The 17,695-nt window shown below is 64.0% G+C and carries 13 protein-coding genes; 8 read left to right on the forward strand and 5 right to left on the reverse strand.

What is annotated here, in order from left to right:
- Nucleotides 1-411: 411 nt before the first annotated feature.
- Nucleotides 412-615, forward strand: coding sequence for a cold-shock protein (locus BLR29_RS21650; protein ID WP_006159056.1), 204 nt, complete (start codon nt 412-414; stop codon nt 613-615).
- Nucleotides 616-737: 122 nt separating this feature from the next.
- Here BLR29_RS21650 and BLR29_RS21655 read toward each other — a convergent pair whose 3' ends face one another.
- Nucleotides 738-1,832: a replication protein RepA gene (locus tag BLR29_RS21655; RefSeq protein WP_092139414.1), complete on the reverse strand. Its 1,095-nt coding sequence runs from the start codon at nt 1,830-1,832 to the stop codon at nt 738-740.
- 1,575 nt (nt 1,833-3,407) lie between these two features.
- Entirely contained in the window at nt 3,408-3,611 is a 204-nt protein-coding gene (locus tag BLR29_RS21660) for a cold-shock protein (protein WP_092139416.1), read from the reverse strand.
- Nucleotides 3,612-3,935: 324 nt separating this feature from the next.
- On the opposite strand from BLR29_RS21660, the gene BLR29_RS21665 reads away from it, so the two are divergent.
- The 3 genes from BLR29_RS21665 to BLR29_RS21675 all read left to right on the forward strand — a co-directional run bounded on the left by BLR29_RS21665 (nt 3,936) and on the right by BLR29_RS21675 (nt 7,877).
- Complete coding sequence (locus BLR29_RS21665) at nt 3,936-5,309, forward strand: NCS2 family permease (protein ID WP_092139418.1); 1,374 nt, start codon at nt 3,936-3,938, stop codon at nt 5,307-5,309.
- 604 nt (nt 5,310-5,913) lie between these two features.
- Nucleotides 5,914-6,378 (forward strand): hypothetical protein, encoded by a 465-nt coding sequence (locus tag BLR29_RS21670; protein WP_092139675.1) that lies wholly within the window; start codon nt 5,914-5,916, stop codon nt 6,376-6,378.
- A gap of 125 nt (nt 6,379-6,503) precedes the next feature.
- Nucleotides 6,504-7,877 (forward strand): sigma-54-dependent transcriptional regulator, encoded by a 1,374-nt coding sequence (locus BLR29_RS21675; protein WP_092139420.1) that lies wholly within the window; start codon nt 6,504-6,506, stop codon nt 7,875-7,877.
- A 141-nt stretch (nt 7,878-8,018) separates the two neighbouring features.
- Here the strand turns inward: BLR29_RS21675 and BLR29_RS21680 are convergent, their stop codons facing one another.
- A complete protein-coding gene (locus BLR29_RS21680) occupies nt 8,019-8,342 on the reverse strand; it encodes a hypothetical protein (protein WP_092139422.1) in 324 nt (107 codons plus the stop codon).
- 899 nt (nt 8,343-9,241) lie between these two features.
- A complete protein-coding gene (locus BLR29_RS21690; RefSeq protein ID WP_092139425.1) occupies nt 9,242-9,430 on the reverse strand; it encodes a hypothetical protein in 189 nt (62 codons plus the stop codon).
- Between the two features lie 258 nt (nt 9,431-9,688).
- Here BLR29_RS21690 and BLR29_RS21695 point away from each other — a divergent pair, with 258 nt between their 5' ends.
- Both BLR29_RS21695 and BLR29_RS21700 read left to right on the forward strand, forming a co-directional pair.
- The gene (locus BLR29_RS21695; protein WP_092139427.1) at nt 9,689-10,684 is read left to right on the forward strand and encodes a YihY/virulence factor BrkB family protein; all 996 of its coding nucleotides are present in this window, start codon (nt 9,689-9,691) and stop codon (nt 10,682-10,684) included.
- Nucleotides 10,685-10,814: 130 nt separating this feature from the next.
- Nucleotides 10,815-12,407 carry a peptide chain release factor 3 gene (locus BLR29_RS21700; protein WP_092139429.1) on the forward strand — a complete coding sequence of 531 codons (1,593 nt, stop codon included), beginning with the start codon at nt 10,815-10,817 and terminating at the stop codon, nt 12,405-12,407.
- A gap of 134 nt (nt 12,408-12,541) precedes the next feature.
- Here BLR29_RS21700 and BLR29_RS21705 read toward each other — a convergent pair whose 3' ends face one another.
- Complete coding sequence (locus BLR29_RS21705) at nt 12,542-14,734, reverse strand: TonB-dependent receptor family protein (RefSeq protein ID WP_092139431.1); 2,193 nt, start codon at nt 14,732-14,734, stop codon at nt 12,542-12,544.
- Between the two features lie 343 nt (nt 14,735-15,077).
- Here BLR29_RS21705 and BLR29_RS21710 point away from each other — a divergent pair, with 343 nt between their 5' ends.
- Together BLR29_RS21710 and BLR29_RS21715 are read left to right on the forward strand one after the other, a co-directional pair.
- On the forward strand, nt 15,078-16,334 hold the full coding sequence (locus BLR29_RS21710; protein ID WP_092139433.1) for an MFS transporter: 1,257 nt from the start codon (nt 15,078-15,080) through the stop codon (nt 16,332-16,334).
- 197 nt (nt 16,335-16,531) lie between these two features.
- Nucleotides 16,532-17,449: an AraC family transcriptional regulator gene (locus tag BLR29_RS21715; protein ID WP_092139435.1), complete on the forward strand. Its 918-nt coding sequence runs from the start codon at nt 16,532-16,534 to the stop codon at nt 17,447-17,449.
- The last annotated feature ends 246 nt before the right edge of the window (nt 17,450-17,695 follow it).

A 17,695-nucleotide genomic window follows, 5' to 3' on the forward strand; every position in this document is an offset into this window, starting at 1 on the left:
CTGGCCTCACTTTCAGCGCTGAAAGCGCATGTGTCGAGTTCACTTCAGGCGCCACTTTAGCCAAATTGCCAGTGAGCTACAACCTGTCTTTCAAAATTCAAATTTTTAATTGCAGAAAAATACCAATGCCATATATGCGCCGCGCGAAAACACTGCGAAATTCGCCGGAAAGCCTCATACCTGAATCTTGGGGATTCTTCTTCTTGAAATGCGGCAGTAAATCCGCCTAAAGTAAAGGTAGTGCGCATTACCCCGCACATGACACAGCAGAACAAACTGGTTATGATGCGCGCTACAGTCGAGTCAAGTCGTGTCACCTCGTCGGCTTCCGTTCGGTATCTACGAGAACTCAACGTGCTTGAACGGTTGTTTGCGTTGTGTACAAAGAACTTGCTTCGAAAGGAAATTCCTATGGCAACCGGTACGGTCAAGTGGTTTAACGAGACCAAGGGCTTCGGCTTCATTACTCCCGACGATGGTGGTGCAGATCTGTTCGCCCACTTCTCGGAGATTCAGGGCTCGGGTTTCAAGACCCTGAAGGATGGTCAGCGTGTGACGTTTGAAGTGAAGCAGGGCCCCAAGGGCCTGCAGGCATCGGCTATCAAGCCGGCCTGAGTCTGATTCACTGCTAACGGTCAGTGGTGCGCCCCGGCGCATCACTGGCAAAAGGAAAAGGCAAGCGAGTTTCGCTTGCCTTTTTCGTTTTGGCCTCCGCCAGTTGTACTCGGGGAGGTATCTCAGGCCAGCTTGCGCACACTCGTTCGTGATGGCTGCAGGATCAGGGCCTTCGAGGAATCCGCATCAACCTTGGCCCCCGGATAAACCACCAACACATCCTTCAGTGCCTTGCGGAATAGCGCGCGGAACTTGCGTTCGCTTTCCGTTTCGGTCCCGAACTGCATCTGCAGCGCCTCCCAAGGGATCTCCGTCCGGCGTTGGATCGTGAAGAAGCGATACGTCAGCCACGAGTAAACGTCCAGCGCAAACGGTGACTGCTTGAGCGCTTTCAGCGCACGCATGTCGACAGGAACCGGCCGATTGACGAGCTCATTGAAGAACGGTTCGGACAGGACCACGAAGCTCTCGAACATGGACCCCTGGCCAGGCTGCATCGGGTCCCACCAGGTGGACAGTTGGTCCGCGAGCAGATAGCCGACTCGATCGATCGACAGAGGCTCGTGGTTGGGATTCTGGTTCGGCGCCGGCGTGGACTTGTTCTGCACGATGGCGATCGTGGCGGAGAACAGGCGGATCATCTGCTGGCGCACCAGCGTCATCGTGCCGCGCTTGCCACCCGTCGCCATCGGGATGCCAAGGTTGTACATGAACTCGGACAGCGAGTTGCCTAGCGAGATACGGCGGTCCTCAACGGTCCCGGTAAACTCGCCCCGCTTCTTCTTGGCCATGATCTCCTTGCCGATCCACGCAAGCATCAGGCGGGGATAGGAGCCGTAAGGGTAGCCAAGCGAGACGGTTTCGGACACGAGCTTCTGGCGCCCGTTGGTTGCCCGCTCGGACCGTTGCTGCGTGAAATACCCGGGCTGGATCATCAGCGAAATGTTGCCGCTGGTTCGCGTCCATACCGGCGGCGCGCCCTTGGGCGCGCGATATGGCAGCGTCACCTGGACGCTTGCGCGACTCAGGAACCCGACTTCGCCGCTCTGCCATGCGTCTTCGCGTTCCATGGCCTGGGCTTCGTCGAACAGGCGTTGGAATTTCTCGGACGGGACGAGGACGTTCTCGTTGCCGGGAACGATGATGCGGGAAGGCTCGTTGTCCACATCCAGGACGGAGCGTTCCCCCTCGGTGGCCAGGGAGCGTTTGATAGGCATATTGACGGGCTTCGGATTACCCGCCTTTGTACGCGAACCCGTAAACGTTGTCACGCAGAAACAGGTACGTATACGCATTTCTTGCGGGCGTTCTGGTTTGAAGGCCGGGGATCCGGCGACTGGCAGGATGGCCGGCATGCGGTGGGCAACCCGCAAGGGTTGTCCACGGTTGGCGGCTCATCACCTACAAGTAAACGATACCGATACGGGTTAACTACTCGTAAACCGTATACGGGAGGGAAAGGGCGTTGATTTGAAAAGGGAAAAGGCGGCCGTGTGTACCCGATTCTGCGTGCTTTCGTACTCGTTTCTGCGAAGCGCCGAACCTGAATCTGCGGAAATGCGAACCCGTTTCAGCGCAAACCGCGAACCGGATTCTGCGTGGACAACTGACTGATTCCACAGGCTTTTCCACAGCCTCATCGCCGCAAAGCGTACCAGTTTCTGCGCACGATGTACCTGGAAGCCTCGATCGATCACGTATACGCCCATCAGGCCTGGGTTATCCCCGCAGAAACAGGTACGAATTCGCATCCCCACGGGAGCTTGTCGATCGCCAGCGTACCCAATTCTGCGGCGCTCCCAGGGGAAAGCGTACCTGTTTCTGCGCCACGCTAGTTCGAGCTGTTCGACTCCCCGTTGCGTACCCATTTCTGCGGCGTACCTGTTTCTGCGAAGCAGGCGATTGCTGCCGCATCGCGAAAAACCGTACCCATTTCTGCGCTCGCTCCGATCGACCCAATTCTGATTGGCGTACCCGTTTCTGCGCGGAATTGAACGCACCTTGCCCAGAATGAAAAACGCGATGTCATTCTATCATTAGCTTTGCATAAATGCCAGCGCTTACTTTCAACGTATACCTAAGCAACATGCGCTTTCCGGGTGCGTACCCGTTTCTGCGCGCAACTCGGTATACGCGCAGCAGCACGGCAGGCCGGCACGAACGTATACGATCAGCTGCGTACCCATTTCTGCGGCGGAAAATTGCGCGGTGAAGGGCGCGCTGCGTACCTGTTTCTGCGTTTAGCGAACGAAGGTCCGTGGAGTCAGCCACCGAGGTACTAAGGTGTACCCGTTTCTGCGGGGAAAACTTGGATTGGGGATAAGGTGCGGCAAGCGCAGGCGCGTTGTGAGCGCTGCAGCGACGGTCGGCAGCCGAGTGGCGTGGCGCGATGCGTACCCGTTTCTGCGGCGCCTGATGTTGCGTCTTGGCGACGCGCGTCCGGGCAATTTGCCCCTTGGTGGGCGATGAAGTCCCCACAGACCGCGCCCGTGTCGACAGTGGAAAGTCGCTTCGATGCGCCTGAGCCACTAGAAACGTACCCGTTTCTGCGTGCCTGGACGGAGACCTGCGGATGCGAACCCCGTACGGGGTGAGCTCTGGTCGATGCGACGAGCGTACCCGTTTCTGCGTCACCGACTGAGCCAGTCAGGACGCCAGATGTGCACCTGATCGCGCGTGGCGCGCGGCGTCGCCCGATCGCTCGGCGGCGTCGGGACGAAAAAAAACCCCGCCAGGGATGGCGGGGTTTTGTGGCGAAGACGCGCCTTTCGGCACGCCCGGATCGCCAGGTCTTACATCGGCGTGATGTTCGCCGCTTGCAGACCCTTCGGGCCGTTCTTCACTTCGAACGACACGCGCTGGTTTTCTTGCAGCGACTTGAAGCCGTCAGCGCGCACTTCCGAGAAGTGAGCGAACAGATCGTCACCGCCGGCGTCCGGCTTGATGAAGCCAAAGCCCTTGGCGTCGTTGAACCACTTTACGATACCGGTTTGCATGGTATTGCTTTCCAAAAAAGAATAAATAAAGAAACCGATGGTGCACACACCACCGCACTGCCAACTCAAGGAAAGGACACCATGGACAACCGAAGTACCAAGACGGTGGCTAACGAATGAACTGTTGCCTCGTCGCTTGAATCTAGCCTGCGTTTATACGGGGGTTTCCGGGCTCCGTCAAGGCGGGGGAATCCCCATCGGACGCTGGCCGGTCGACAGATGCCTGTGGGATCATCTCGCCTTTTTGCATATTTTCCAGGCAGCACACATGGCGTTGCGCACATCGCCAGCCTGCCAGCGCCGCGACAATCAGGAGAATCAGACATGTCCATGCCGGACCAGGCCCCAGGGACAGGCAGCGATCCCGCGCCGTCCAACCAGCTCGGGCAAGGGGCCCCGAGTCTCGTCGAGCGTCTGTTCAGGCTCGCGGAGCACGACACCAACGTTCGCACGGAAATCCTGGCCGGGATCACCACATTCCTGACCATGGCGTACATCATCTTCGTCAACCCGAGCATCCTGGGCGATGCGGGCGTGCCGAAGGATGCGGTATTCGTCGCCACCTGCGTGGCGGCGGCCATCGGCACGCTGATCATGGGGTTCTATGCGAACTATCCGATTGCGCTGGCGCCGGGCATGGGCCTGAACGCGTACTTCGCCTATACCGTGGTGAAGGGCATGGGGCTGCCGTGGGAGGCCGCGCTTGGAGCCGTCTTCATCTCGGGCTGCCTGTTCCTGCTGGTGACCCTGTTCCGCGTGCGCGAGATGATCGTCAACGGCATCCCGCACGCAATCCGCGTGGCGATTACCGCGGGCATTGGCCTGTTCCTGGCCATCATTGCGCTCAAGAATGCAGGCATCGTGGCGGCCAGCCCGGCTACGCTGGTGACGATCGGTGACCTGCACCAGCCGCCTGCCGTCATGGCGATCATCGGCTTCTTCGCGATCGTCGCGCTGGACCGGCTCAAGGTAAAGGGCGCCATCCTGATCGGCATCCTGCTGACCACCGTCCTGAGCTTTCTGTTTGGCGGCAACACCTTCCACGGCGTGTTTTCCGCGCCGCCGTCGATTGCCCCGACCTTCCTCAAGCTTGACGTCAGCGCGGCCCTGTCGATCGGCATCGTCAACGTCGTGCTGGTGTTCTTCCTCGTGGAACTGTTCGATGCCACCGGGACGTTGATGGGCGTGGCCAACCGTGCCGGTTTGCTCAAGGCCGGCAAGATGCACCGCCTGAACAAGGCGCTGATGGCGGATAGCACGGCGATCATGGCCGGCTCGCTGCTCGGCACATCGTCCACCACGGCGTATATCGAGAGCGCGTCCGGCGTCCAGGCGGGCGGGCGCACCGGCCTGACCGCGGTGACCGTGGCGGTTCTGTTCCTGGCCTGCCTGTTCATTGCGCCGCTGGCCGGTACGGTCCCCGCCTACGCGACGGCACCCGCGCTGCTCTACGTCTCGTGCCTGATGTTGCGAGAGTTGATCGATATCGACTGGTCCGACGTGACCGAGGTCGTGCCAGCCGTGCTCACCGCGCTCGGCATGCCCTTCACCTACTCGGTCGCCAACGGCGTGGCCTTCGGGTTCATTACCTATGCCGGACTGAAGCTCCTGACCGGCCGCGCCGGGGATGTGCCCGTGATGGCCTGGATCATCGCCGCCGTCTTCCTGTTCAAGTTCTATTACTTGCCGGGGCATTGATCGCCCGCGATCGTCGGAAATGCAACAGGGGCGGCATGGACCGCCCCTGTTGCATTCATAGCTAGAGACCGCGCGGCAGCAATGAAAACGTCGACATCGGGCGCCGGTATTTGGGCGATGCGTACCCGTTTCTGCGTGCAAGATGCACGACATCAGACGTCACGGCGTACCCGATTCTGCGGGCTATGTGAGTGCTAATTAACCTTGGGAATGGTGCGTGGGGCGGCGTTCGCGTCTCATACAAAAGTATGAGATAAGGCTGAAACCGATCACTCGGGGCTGGACAAACCGGTCCAAATGCACTGAACTAGAGGCGTGGCAACAACCCAGGGCGCGCAAGAGCGCCCTTTATTGACTCCGGTATCAGAGGAGTTGCCGGATTGTTTCCGGCATCACGCTTTCGGCAGTTTCCGCAGTCGAGAAGGCCCGCCAGAAGAGGGGCCCGGAAATCGAAAAGACCGTCAGACCAAGGACGGCTTCGCCACCACGAAAGAACGAGCGCGCGGACATACGCGTGCCATACAAGACAGCTCAATCCAAAAACAGACTAAGTGGTAATCGCGAACGTGTAGTGCCGGGGGTGTTGTTCAACGGGGAACAGATCATGACCGCAGGAGAAATCCGGCGTACCGACATCGGGCCCAACAGCGAATCCGCCAACCGATCGATACATCGCGCCCGGCCTTCCATGAGTGAAGCCACGGCCGACGTCGTGCTTCGCGAGGAGGGGCACGAGGATTACGCCATCACGGATGTCGCCGCACTGCTTGCCGAAGACCGCGATGTGTCGCCACGCACACGCCATGCCGTCGAAGGACTCCTGCAACGCCATCGGCTGCTGGCTGATGAGTTGTCGCGCCAGCGCAAGCTGTTGCAGGAATGGATCCTGAGCCAGCTCACCTACAAGGCGCTGTATCTCCAGTACTCCGGCCAGACACCGGAAGCGCCGAGCGTGGAGCTGATGCGCGAAAAGGACATGGTGCGCCGACGCATCCGCGAGCAACTGCACGCGGGACGCGACTACCTCAGCGTGCTTGACGAACAATCTCGCAGTCTGTCCAGACCGTGATGCCGACGTTGCGCGCGGGAGCATCCCCGCAGCCAGCGGAACCCGACCGGGCCGTGTGGTCCGTCTCCGGCAATGTGCCCGGAAGTTCCGTTACAAACAAGAAGCCCAACGTCAGGGAGAACGTCATGGACCGACTGTGCAAGGCGCCGGCACGCTCCGCACAGATCGTGCTCGTGTCGCGTTATGAAGATTTTGGATTCAGTGCGAACCAGTTCGGGTCGGGATGGGAGATCCGGCGCGTGCAACAGGTGCGCGACCTGGAACGCGTGGTGCGCGCCAGCGCACCGATGGCGGGGATCATCGACCTGCAGACCCCGTACAGCGATGCAGAACTGACCCAGCTGGAACAGGGCCTGCAATATCTGCATGTGATGTGGGTGGCCATCACCTCCACCGCCATGCTGGAAGACGAACGTGTGCGGCGTCTGATTCGCGACTACTGCGTCGACTACGTGCGCACGCCGTTTTCGTTCGACGAACTGCTCTACACGCTCAAGCACGCGCACGGCATGGCGTCTCTGCATGGGGCGCGCGTGCAGGAACAGGCGTCGCATGGCCCGATGATCGGCGAATGCGCGCCCATGCGGACGATGTTCCGTTCGCTCGCCAAGGTGGCCCACAACGAAGCGCCCGTGTTCATCTCGGGCGAGTCCGGCACCGGCAAGGAACTGGCCGCGCAGGCTATCCACGAAGCCTCCAGCCGCCGCAAGGGCCCGTTCATCGCCATCAACTGCGGCGCGATTCCTTCCCATCTCGTGCAGTCCGAGTTATTCGGCTACGAGAAAGGCGCATTCACCGGCGCAAACCAGCGCAAGATCGGCTGGATCGAACAGGCCCAGTGCGGCACGCTGTTCCTCGATGAAATCGGCGACCTGCCGCTGGAAAGCCAGGTGGCGCTGCTGCGCTTCCTGCAGCAGGGCACGATCACGAGGCTGGGCGGTCATCAGTCCATCCCGCTCGACCTGCGCATCATCTCCGCCACGCACGTGGACCTGGTGGTGGCGCAGACCGACGGCCGGTTCCGCTCGGACCTGTTCCACCGGCTTTGCGTGCTGACGCTGACCATCCCGCCGCTGCGGGAGCGGGGCGAAGACATCCTGCAACTGGCCAACGCCGTACTGGCCGAGCATGGCCACGAAGCCCATCGCCGGATACGCGGGTTCTCGCCGTGCGCCACCCAGGCGATGATGCAGTACACATGGCCGGGTAACGTGCGCGAACTGATCAACCGTGTGCGCCGCGCCATCGTGATGACGGATAACCGCAAGATCACAGCGGAGGATCTGCAACTGCATGGTGGGGTGGAAGTGCCACGCAAGACGCTCGACGCGATCCGCGAGGAAGCGGAGCGGGAAGCCATCCGCACCGTGATGGCCAGCCACGGCTTTCACGTGGTGCCGGCCGCGCGCGAACTGAACGTGTCGCGGGTGACCTTGTACCGGCTCATGCACAAGCACAACATCCGCGTCGATCCACAACCGGGGGCTGCGGCCGAGTAGCCGTCCCAGGACATACCGCGCAAGCAACGCTTCGGCGCCAAGGGGGAGCAGGCGACGTCCGCTCGCCAGCTCCCCTTTGTCCTGTCGCCCGGACAGCGGCGGCAGGCTAGCGCGCCTTGGCTCGCGCGTTCAACGCAACGCTTACGACATGCTGATCTTGCCGCGCCGGCCGCGCTGCGGCGTCACGCCATCGTGGATGGGCCCGGGCAGCGCGTCGCGCGGATCGGCGGCGTTGTCGCGCGCCTGGCGTTCGTTCTGCTGCGGGGGGCTCTGGTCCGGCTTGAAGCGGACATCGCCCCATGCCCAGCCAAAGCTGCGCACGTAAATATCGTTGCTGACGGCCGCGTGGTTGATCAGGTTGCAGTCGTCGGGTCGGTCGAAATAAGCGTAGTTGCCGGCGAACGCGCTGGAGGCAACGGTCGAGAGCAGGGCCAGCGCGATGGTGGTGAAGACTCTGGCGTACATGGGTGGCTCCCTCCCTTCTCTGGAAAAAGGTGCCCGCCGGGGGACGGAGCACATGAAACCGGTTTACGCCTGCGTGCGCCCGAACGCAACAGGCGAAGACCCTCTCCGGGGTCGTTCGGGGATCAGCGTCCCGGATGCCCGGCGCGTTGCCGGCTGGCCGACACGGCCAGGGCGCGACTGGACGCCGCGCAATAGGAGGCGGGTCGAGCAGGCCGTCGTGGAGACGGAAGCAGGGGCGGCGACAGCAGATCCTTCACTGACGGTGCGGGGCCCGCCAGCCGATAGGATCGCCTGCGTGCCGTCATTCTCGCTGGCGGATGACGCATGGCTGTGTCCTCTCCTGCGTTCTAGTAATGTTGTAGACATTGATTCAGCTTTCTCCCTGACTGGATCAGAGCGACAAGCGTGCCAATGGTCCGCAAACGCTTGTTTTACGCGGGTTGCACCTGTTACGTCAGTCACCGCGAGCGTCGCGATCCGGCCAGGCGGCATCAATCGGTTTCGCCGCTGTAACGCAAGCGGACGGAAACGCGCGTAGTCAGACAATTCGTGACAAGGCAAGCAAGTTGTCCCGTCCTGACGGGCTCGCGTGGCAGGTGGGAGGTCGCCGCCCGGATCGTGTCCGAATGGCGGACCCGCATCACGCTGGCGGAAACAAGGTGGGGAAGCGCCCCGATCGGCTGCCCGGGTGGCGCTGTGCATGCGATCGGCGGCGAATTATGCAACCGCTGCACCCGGTTGCATGACTGAAACAGCGATTCCCGCCTGCCAGGGGATGGCGGGTGGAAAGCGGAGCCGCGCGCCGCGCGCGGCAACGGACGCCACTCACAGACGCAACGTTGCACGCGACATCGAACGCAGAAACGGGTACGCCCGGTGCGCGTCGGCCTCGTGTGGAATCAGCGCGGCGTGCCCGCCGTGGCGGAGGCGCCGGTGGTGGCTGGCGCGGTGGCTGCGTTGGGAGTGCCCGGCGCGGAGGTGCCGCCAGAGATCGGCTTGGGGCCCGGTTGGCTGCGTTCGCAGCCGGCCAGGGCCATCAGGCAAAGACAGAATGCGGCGATGGGCCGCCCGAGCGAGGTGCGGATCACGACAAGCCTCCTTTCCGTCCGGCGCGTCGGGTGCCCGCCCCGGCAGGTGTGCCTCGATTTACTGTAGCAGGTCGCCCCGGCGCCGCCGGAAATGCGCACTATCATGAACGGCAGGCGTCAGACGCAGGCCGACAGACAGCGCGCCCGGCCATTGCCATGCTCTGACAGTGTCGAGTCCGACACTTGCGCCCAGGGGCGCTCCTGCCGTTCCGCGCAGTGCGGAACGCATCAAGGACGCATTGAGGAAGACTGACCGGCATGCCATCCGAACACGTCCCGGGACCTACCGACAACGCCCCGCCGCGACCGGCGCGCGGCCGCTGGTTGCCCGACCGCCACACCGCGGCGCGCACCGCGCGCGTGTTATCGGCCGCCCTCCAGTCCTGGCTGGACCATCGCGCGGCCAGCAAGGGTGCGGCACTTTCCTTCTACATGCTCTTCTCGATGGCGCCGATCCTGGTGCTGGTGATTTCCATCGCCGGCATCTTCTTCGGCGCCGAGGCGGCGCGCGGCGAAATCTTCGCCCAGTTGAACGGACTGGTTGGCGAGAAAGGCGCCGCGGCCATCCAGCAGATCCTGGCAGCCACGCACCGCGCGGGCGGCAGCGGCATGGCCGCCGCGATCGCCACCGGCATCCTCTTCCTCGGCGCGACGAGCGCATTCGCCGAACTCAAGAGCAGCCTGGACGATATCTGGCACGCGCCGCCGCCGGCGGGCGCAGGCTGGCAACAGTTGTTGCGCGCCCGGTTGCTGTCGTTCAGCCTCGTGCTGGTCCTGGCGTTCATGCTGCTGGTGTCGCTGATCGTCAACGCCGCGCTGGCCGTGGTGGACCGCTTCTGGGGGCGGCTCTGGACCGCGTCCTGGTTCGCGCCCGTGGCGGACATCCTTTCCACCGCGTTTTCGTTTGCGGTCGTCACGGCCCTGTTTGCCGTGATCTTCAAGATGCTGCCCAACGCCCGCATCGCCTGGCGCGATGTGACGATGGGCGCGGTCATTACCGCGCTGCTGTTTGCCGTGGGCAAGCGGCTGATCGGCCTCTATCTGGGCAACAGTGCCGTGGCGTCGTCGTACGGCGCCGCCGGATCGCTGGTGGCGCTGATGCTCTGGGTGTATTACTCGGCGCAGATTTTCTTCTTCGGCGCCGAGTTGACGCGCCAGTACGCCCTGCAGTTCGGCAGCCTGCGTGGCCACGATCCCGCCAAAGAGAACCAGGCGGCCGCTGCCGGCGCCCCGCCGGCGGCCGCGAACCGGTAAAATAGCCGCCCATTCCCCTGTGCCCGCCGTTGCGGCGCCCGCCCATCCCGGCGCCGGTGCCGGTTTGCGGCTGTTGTAGCGCCGGGCCCCATCCACAGTTCCTGCCTGTCAGACACCAGATCCCGCTGCCGTGAGCTCGCTCGTTTCCGAAATTTCGCGTCGTCGCACCTTCGCCATCATCTCCCACCCCGACGCGGGTAAGACCACCCTGACCGAAAAGCTGCTGTGGTTCGGCGGCGCGATCCAGGTTGCCGGCGAAGTCCGCGCGCGCAAGGCCGACCGCCACGCCACGTCCGACTGGATGGAGCTGGAAAAGCAGCGCGGCATTTCGGTGACGTCGTCGGTGATGCAGTTCCCGTACCGCCGGCGCCCGGACGTCCCCGAGAACATCGTCAACCTGCTCGACACACCGGGCCACGAGGATTTTTCCGAGGATACGTACCGGACGCTGACGGCCGTGGACTCCGCGGTGATGGTGATCGACTCCGTCAACGGCGTGGAAGCGCAGACCATCAAGCTGCTGAACGTGTGCCGCCTGCGCGACACGCCGATCCTGACGTTCATCAACAAGCTGGACCGCGAAGGTCGCTCGCCGATCGAGTTGCTCGATGAAATCGAGGACGTGCTGAAGATCCAGTGCGCACCGATGACGTGGCCAATCGGCATGGGCAAGGCGTTCCGCGGCGTGTATCACCTGATCGACGACAAGGTGCAGCTGTTCGACCCGAAGGGCGAGAAGGGCACGGCCGCCATCCTCGACGGGCTGGACAATCCGGAACTCGACCGCATGCTGGGCAGCCAGGCCGACGAGCTGCGCGTGGAGATCGAACTCGTGCGTGGTGCCTCGCATACGTTCGACAAGGAGGCGTTCCTGTCCGGCAAGCAGACGCCGGTCTACTTCGGCTCGGCCATCAACAACTTCGGCGTGCAGTCGATGCTCGACGCGCTGTGCGAGCTGTCGCCGCCGCCGCTGGCACGGCAGACGGATACGCGCGTGGTGGAGCCGCAGGAGCCCAAGTTCACGGGCTTCGTGTTCAAGATCCAGGCCAATATGGACCCGCGCCACCGTGACCGCATTGCGTTCGTGCGCGTGTGCTCCGGCAAGTTTGACCGCGGCATGAAGCTGCTGCACGTGTCGGCCGGCAAGACCGTGGCGATCAACAACGCCATCACCTTCATGGCGCAGGACCGCAACACGACCGAAGAGGCGTACGCCGGGGACATCATCGGCGTGCCCAACCACGGCACGATCCGCCTGGGCGATGTCTTTACCGAAGGCGAATCGCTCAAGTTCACGGGCATTCCGTCATTCGCGCCCGAGTTCTTCCGCCGCGCACGCCTGAACAACCCGCTCAAGGTCAAGCAGCTGCAGAAGGGTTTGCAGCAGCTGGCGGAAGAGGGCGCCACGCAGATGTTCCGTCCCCTCGCGTCCAACGATCTGGTGCTGGGCGCCGTGGGTATCCTGCAGTTCGATGTGGTGGCCCACCGGCTGGAGCATGAATACGGCGTGGACGCCATTTTCGAATCGCACGAATGCGCCACGGCCCGCTGGCTGAAGGGCGATTCGGCAGAGATCGAGAAGCTGATCGAAAAGGCCGGCCACAACGTCGCGCTGGATGGCGCGGGCGACCACGTGTACCTGGCGCCGAGCATGGTGAACCTGCGCCTGACGCAGGAGCGCTTCCCGAACCTGCAGTTCCTGGAGACGCGCGAGATCGTCTGATCCGAGGCACCGCCAGAAAGCAAGACGGCCCGCAGTTCACACTGCGGGCCGTTTTCTTTTCCAGCACTCTGGTTGCGGGCTTGCCGGCCTCCCTGCGTGTTGGAGGAGGACGTCGCCGTCCCCCGCCGCCGCCATCAGTACGCCAGCGACGCCTGGATATAGAACGTGCGCGGCTGGCCCACGTACTTGCCCGAGTTGTTGTCGGTCGATCGCGTGAAGTAGCGGCGGTCGAACACGTTCTTGACGCCGACGGCCAGCTTCAGGTTCTGCGCCGACTTGCCGAAGTCGTAGCCGAAACGCATGTTCATCAGCGCGTAGCCGGGGATGTCGCCCAGCGCGCCGTTCGCGGACTCCGCGGTCTGGTACGTCGTTGAGCTGGCTGGATCGCCCGGCGAACGCTGCTTCGATTGCGCGAAGCCATCGACATTGACCGACCAGCGGTTGCGCGCATAGCGCATGCCCAGCGTGGCCACGTGGCGCGAGTAGAACGGCAGGTCGCGGCCGGCGAAGCTGCCCTGCTGGTAGTAGGCATCCGTGAAGGTGTACGTGGCGTACGCCGACAGGCCGGCCAGCGTCGTCGACAGTGCGCCAAAGTCATAGCGCAGCGCCGACTCGATACCCCGGTGCGTGGTCGCGCCCAGGTTCGTCCATGCGTCCGGCGCGCCACCCGTGCCGCCGCGCAGTTGCAGCTCGTCGTCGAAGTCGATGTTGAACAGCGTCAGTTCGCCGCCAAAGCCATTGATGCTGTCGAAGTGGGTGCCGACCTCATATGTCTTGGCTTTTTCCGGCGTCAGGCCGTTGGTGGTCGACGCGATCTGGAAGTACTGCAGCGGGCCGAACGACACGCCGGCGTTGGCGAAAGCGGTCCACTTGTCGGTGATGTGGTACATCACCGACACCGACGGCAGCGGCTCGTTGGACGACACGTCCGTCCGCACATTGGTGAACCGGTCGGTCAGGTTGGAGCGGATGAATTCGTAGCGCAGGCCCGGCGTGATCGTCCAGTTGCCGATATTGATGGTGTCGTCGATGTACACCGCATTGGCCGTGGTGCCGCCCGTGCGCCACTGATACACCGGTGCGGACAGGTCGGGCGCGAAGACCGTGCCCGGCGTGTAGAACGCGGTGCGCGTGGCTTGTTCGTCGCTGGACTCGCGCAGGTAACGGTAGCCGACGCTCACTTCGTTGCTGATGCTGCCGGTGCGGAACAGTTGCGAGTAGCGCGGCTCGATGGCGAACACGTGGTAATTGCGCGGTGCCGTGGTCAGGCGACGTTGCGCGGCCTGGGCACCCGTGCCCTGCTGCTCGATGGTGCTGCCACGGAAGCTGTCCGTGTAGTACGTCAGCACCTCGAACTTGCGGTTGGCGTCGTTATGCGAATACTTGAGCGAAATATCCGAGCGGCGGCCGGAGAAGTCGTCATACGGGCGCGTCGACTGGAACGGGTTGGCCGCATATTGCGCGCTGGTCAGGCCGCCCGGCATGCCGGCGTGCGCCTCGTAGTAGTGGAAGGCCGCCGAGATCTCGTCGGTCTTGGAGATCCGCAGGCCGCCCTTGAGCATCAGGTCGTCGATATCGACGTAGTCATTGCTCTCGCGGTAGCCGTTGCCATGCACGCCCGAATACAGCAGCGCGCCGCCGAGGCCCTGTTCGTTGGTGCCGCCGATGAATGCCGTCGGGTTGGCCTTGGCATTGCCGCCGTGGCTGTAGATGTCGGTTTCGATGGAGGCGTCGGCCGCGAACGTCTTCGGAATCGGGCGCGATACGAAGTTGATGATGCCGCCCACGTTCTGCGGACCGTAGCGCACGGAACCGGCGCCGCGCACCACGTCGATCGCCTCCAGGTTGCCCAGCGACAGCGGTGCCATCGAGAGTTGCGGCTGGCCGTAGGGGGCCACCGCCAGCGGCACGCCGTCCATCAGGATTGTCGAACGCGGCGACAGGCGCGACGTCAGCCCGCGCACGCCCACGTTCAGCGAGATATCGCTGCCGCCAGTGCCGTTGCTTTCCTGCACTTGCACGCCCGGTACGCGGCGCAGGATGTCGCGCACGTTGTTGGCGCCCGTCTCGGTGATCGCTTCGCGGTCGACAATCGTGCGTGCGCCCGGATGCTCAAGAACCTTTTCCTCATTGGGTGCTTCCAGCCAGTTGCCGACGACGGTCACCGCGTTGAGGGTGGTGCCGGAAGCCGGAGCCGCAGCCGGTGCGGAGGCAGGCGCCGGAGTGTCTCCGGCGGCAGGGGTTGCGGTTTGGGCCGCGGCGGGAATGGAGAGGCAGAGCAGGGCGACGCCGGTGGCGCCGAGGGTCAGACGGAAAGCGGGCAGCACGATCAGGAATCCAGGAAAGCCAGCAACAAGTGTTTTTTGGTGTACGAATCAACAATTCGATCTACCGAGGGTGCGGATTATAAATACGAATGATTCGCAAAAACATCTGACTGGATCAAATTTGTGTCTGACCTGTGGTATTCATGCATCAACTTAGATACATGGAGGCGCCGCCGCCCGGGCACGGGCTCGGCTAAAATTCCCTGCTTTGCCTGAGGACGCTTGTCCCGGGCGCCTTCGGACAGTCTGACGCGGCTCCGTTTGCCGTCGTCATATGACTAAAGAGGCATTTTTGGCCTCCCGTCCTGCTCATCGTGCGTGTCGTGACGCACCCATACGCCCCATGTCCACCGCCACACCGCTGCCGGCCGCCGAGCCGGACACCGTTTTCCGCGATCCTGCCTTCCGGCATTTCTGGTTCGCCCGCCTGTGCACGACCATCGGGTACCAGATCTTCACGGTGGCGGTGGGGTGGCAGATGTACGACCTGACGCGCGACGCCTTCATGCTCGGCATGGTCGGGCTGGTGCAGTTCCTGCCCTCGATCGTGCTGCTGCTGATGTCCGGTCACGTGGCGGACCGCTTCGATCGCCGGCTGATCGTGCGCACATGCCAGGCGCTGGAGGCCGTGATTGCCGTGGCGATGGCCGTGGCCAGCTTCTCGGGCTGGGTCACCCGCGAGCACATCTTTGTCTTCGTGGCGCTGATCGGCGCATGCCGTGCCTTCGAGACCCCCACGCTGCAGGCGTTGCTGCCGAGCGTGGTGACCCCGCGCCAGTTGCCGCGTGCCGTGGCGTTGTCGAGTTCGGCCGGGCAGACCGCCATCATCATCGGACCGGCGCTGGGCGGGTTTGCCTACGTGGCCGGGCCGGGCGTGGTCTATTCGATCAGCGCCGCGCTGTTCGCCATCGCCGCGATCCTGGTGGCGACGCTCAAGCTGCGCCAGGCCGCCCAGCGCCTGACTACGCCGGTCAGCCTCAAGACGTTGTTTGCCGGCTTTACCTATATCCGCAGCCACCAGGTGCTGCTGGGCGCGGTGTCGCTGGATCTGTTCGCGGTGCTGCTGGGCGGTGCCACCGCGCTGCTGCCGATCTATGCGCGCGACATCCTCCATACCGGCCCGTGGGGCCTGGGCCTGCTGCGCTCGGCGCCGGCCATCGGTGCGCTGGTCACGGCGCTCTGGCTGGCCCGGCATCCGCTCAACCGGCGCGTGGGCCGCGTGATGTTCGGCGCGGTGGCCCTCTTCGGCGCGGCGACGATGGTGTTTGGCATTTCGCATTGGTTGCCGCTGTCGATGGGCGCGCTGGTGGTGCTGGGCGCCTCGGACATGATCAGCGTGGTCGTGCGCCAGACGCTGGTGCAGCTCGATACCCCCGATGACATGCGAGGCCGGGTTGGCGCCGTCAACTCGGTTTTTATCGGCGCGTCCAACCAGCTCGGCGAATTCGAATCCGGCGTCACCGCCGCGTTTCTCGGCCCCGTGGGGGCGGTGATGCTGGGCGGCGCGGGCACGCTGCTGGTGGTGGCCGCGTGGATGCGGCTGTTCCCGGCGCTGGCCACGCGAGACCGCCTCCATGACCATCCCGCGCAAGCGCGCTGACGTGCGTCGGACCTGTCCGCGTGGAGGAAGGGGCGGCCTGGCCGCCTTTTTCTCAGACCGGAGCGTACCCGTTTCTGCGTGCGATCCGCGTGCCCGCATTGCTCCCCACATCGTCCCCCACATCGCCCCCCAAATCGCCTGCCGCATTGCCCGCCGCATTGCCCACGTTCGCACGGCAGTCGCGCTATAGTCCCGCCATGCCGGACGCCTCCACGCCCCTCGACGGCAATGCCGTGTTCTCCGCACTCACGCAGTCGCGTGCGTCGCTGGAGCGCGCGTGCGCACTGGGCGATGGCCTGGGCCTCGCGCTCTGGCGCAACCGCCACGACGACACCGCCTACGCGCGTCCGGGTCACCATACGATGTCGGTCTACCTCGAGGGCGGCTATTCGACGTATCGCCGCGATGCCCCCGACCGCAAGGGCGCGCCGGACCGCGTCTGCCTGTTGCCCGCCGAGCATGAGTCGCGCTGGCATGTGGGCGGCACTCAGCGCTTCCTGCATCTCTACTTCCAGCCGGAGCACCTGGCCTGGCATTGCGTGCGCGTGCTCGATACGGAGCCTCGGGCGTTGCAGTTGCAGGACCGCCTGTTTGCCGAAGACGATACGCTCGTCGCGCTGAGCCGCAGGCTGGTGGCGCTCGACTGGCGCGATCCGGATGCGCGCATGGTCGGCAATGCGATGGCGCATGAGGCCGTGACGCATCTGCTGCGCTCGCATGGCGCGCGCAAGCCACTGACCGACTGGCGCGGCGGGCTGTCCACCGCCGTGCGCCGCCGCGTGGCCGACTGGATCCACGCCCATCCGGCCAGCAACCCGACGCTGGGAGAGCTGGCCGCGCTGGCAGACCTTTCCGAATTTCACTTCGCGCGCATGTTCCGCGTCTCGTTTGGCATGCCGCCGCACGCGTGGGTGCTGCGCGCCCGGCTGGAGCGCGCGCAGTCGATGCTTGGCGATGTGCGACTGTCGCTGCAGCAGGTTGCGGCCCAGGCGGGATTCGCGTCGCCCAGCCACTTCAACAACCGCTTTCGCGCCGTCTATGGCGCGACGCCAGGCCAATGGCGCGCAGGCCGCGTCGCGACGATTCCCTCGGCATCGTCAGGCGCCGGACGGTAAGCGCAGGCATTTCCGCCTGCGCGTTTCCCATGCTGTAAAGGCTGCGCGCATGCGCGGCACGGGGAACGGCCTGGCCGACGGAGTGATGCCGTCGCCGCGCCGGATGCCGGCCATGCAGGTCAACGTTCCACGCAGAAACGGGTACGCTTTGGCGGATTGACGGGCTGTGACGGGTGGCACTCCTTCGCAATGCGGAGCTGCTCAGCCACAGCGAGGCCGACGCCCGGGACGCCCGCAGGGCACCGC

This window comes from Cupriavidus sp. YR651 (assembly GCF_900101625.1).
GTDB lineage: Bacteria > Pseudomonadota > Gammaproteobacteria > Burkholderiales > Burkholderiaceae > Cupriavidus.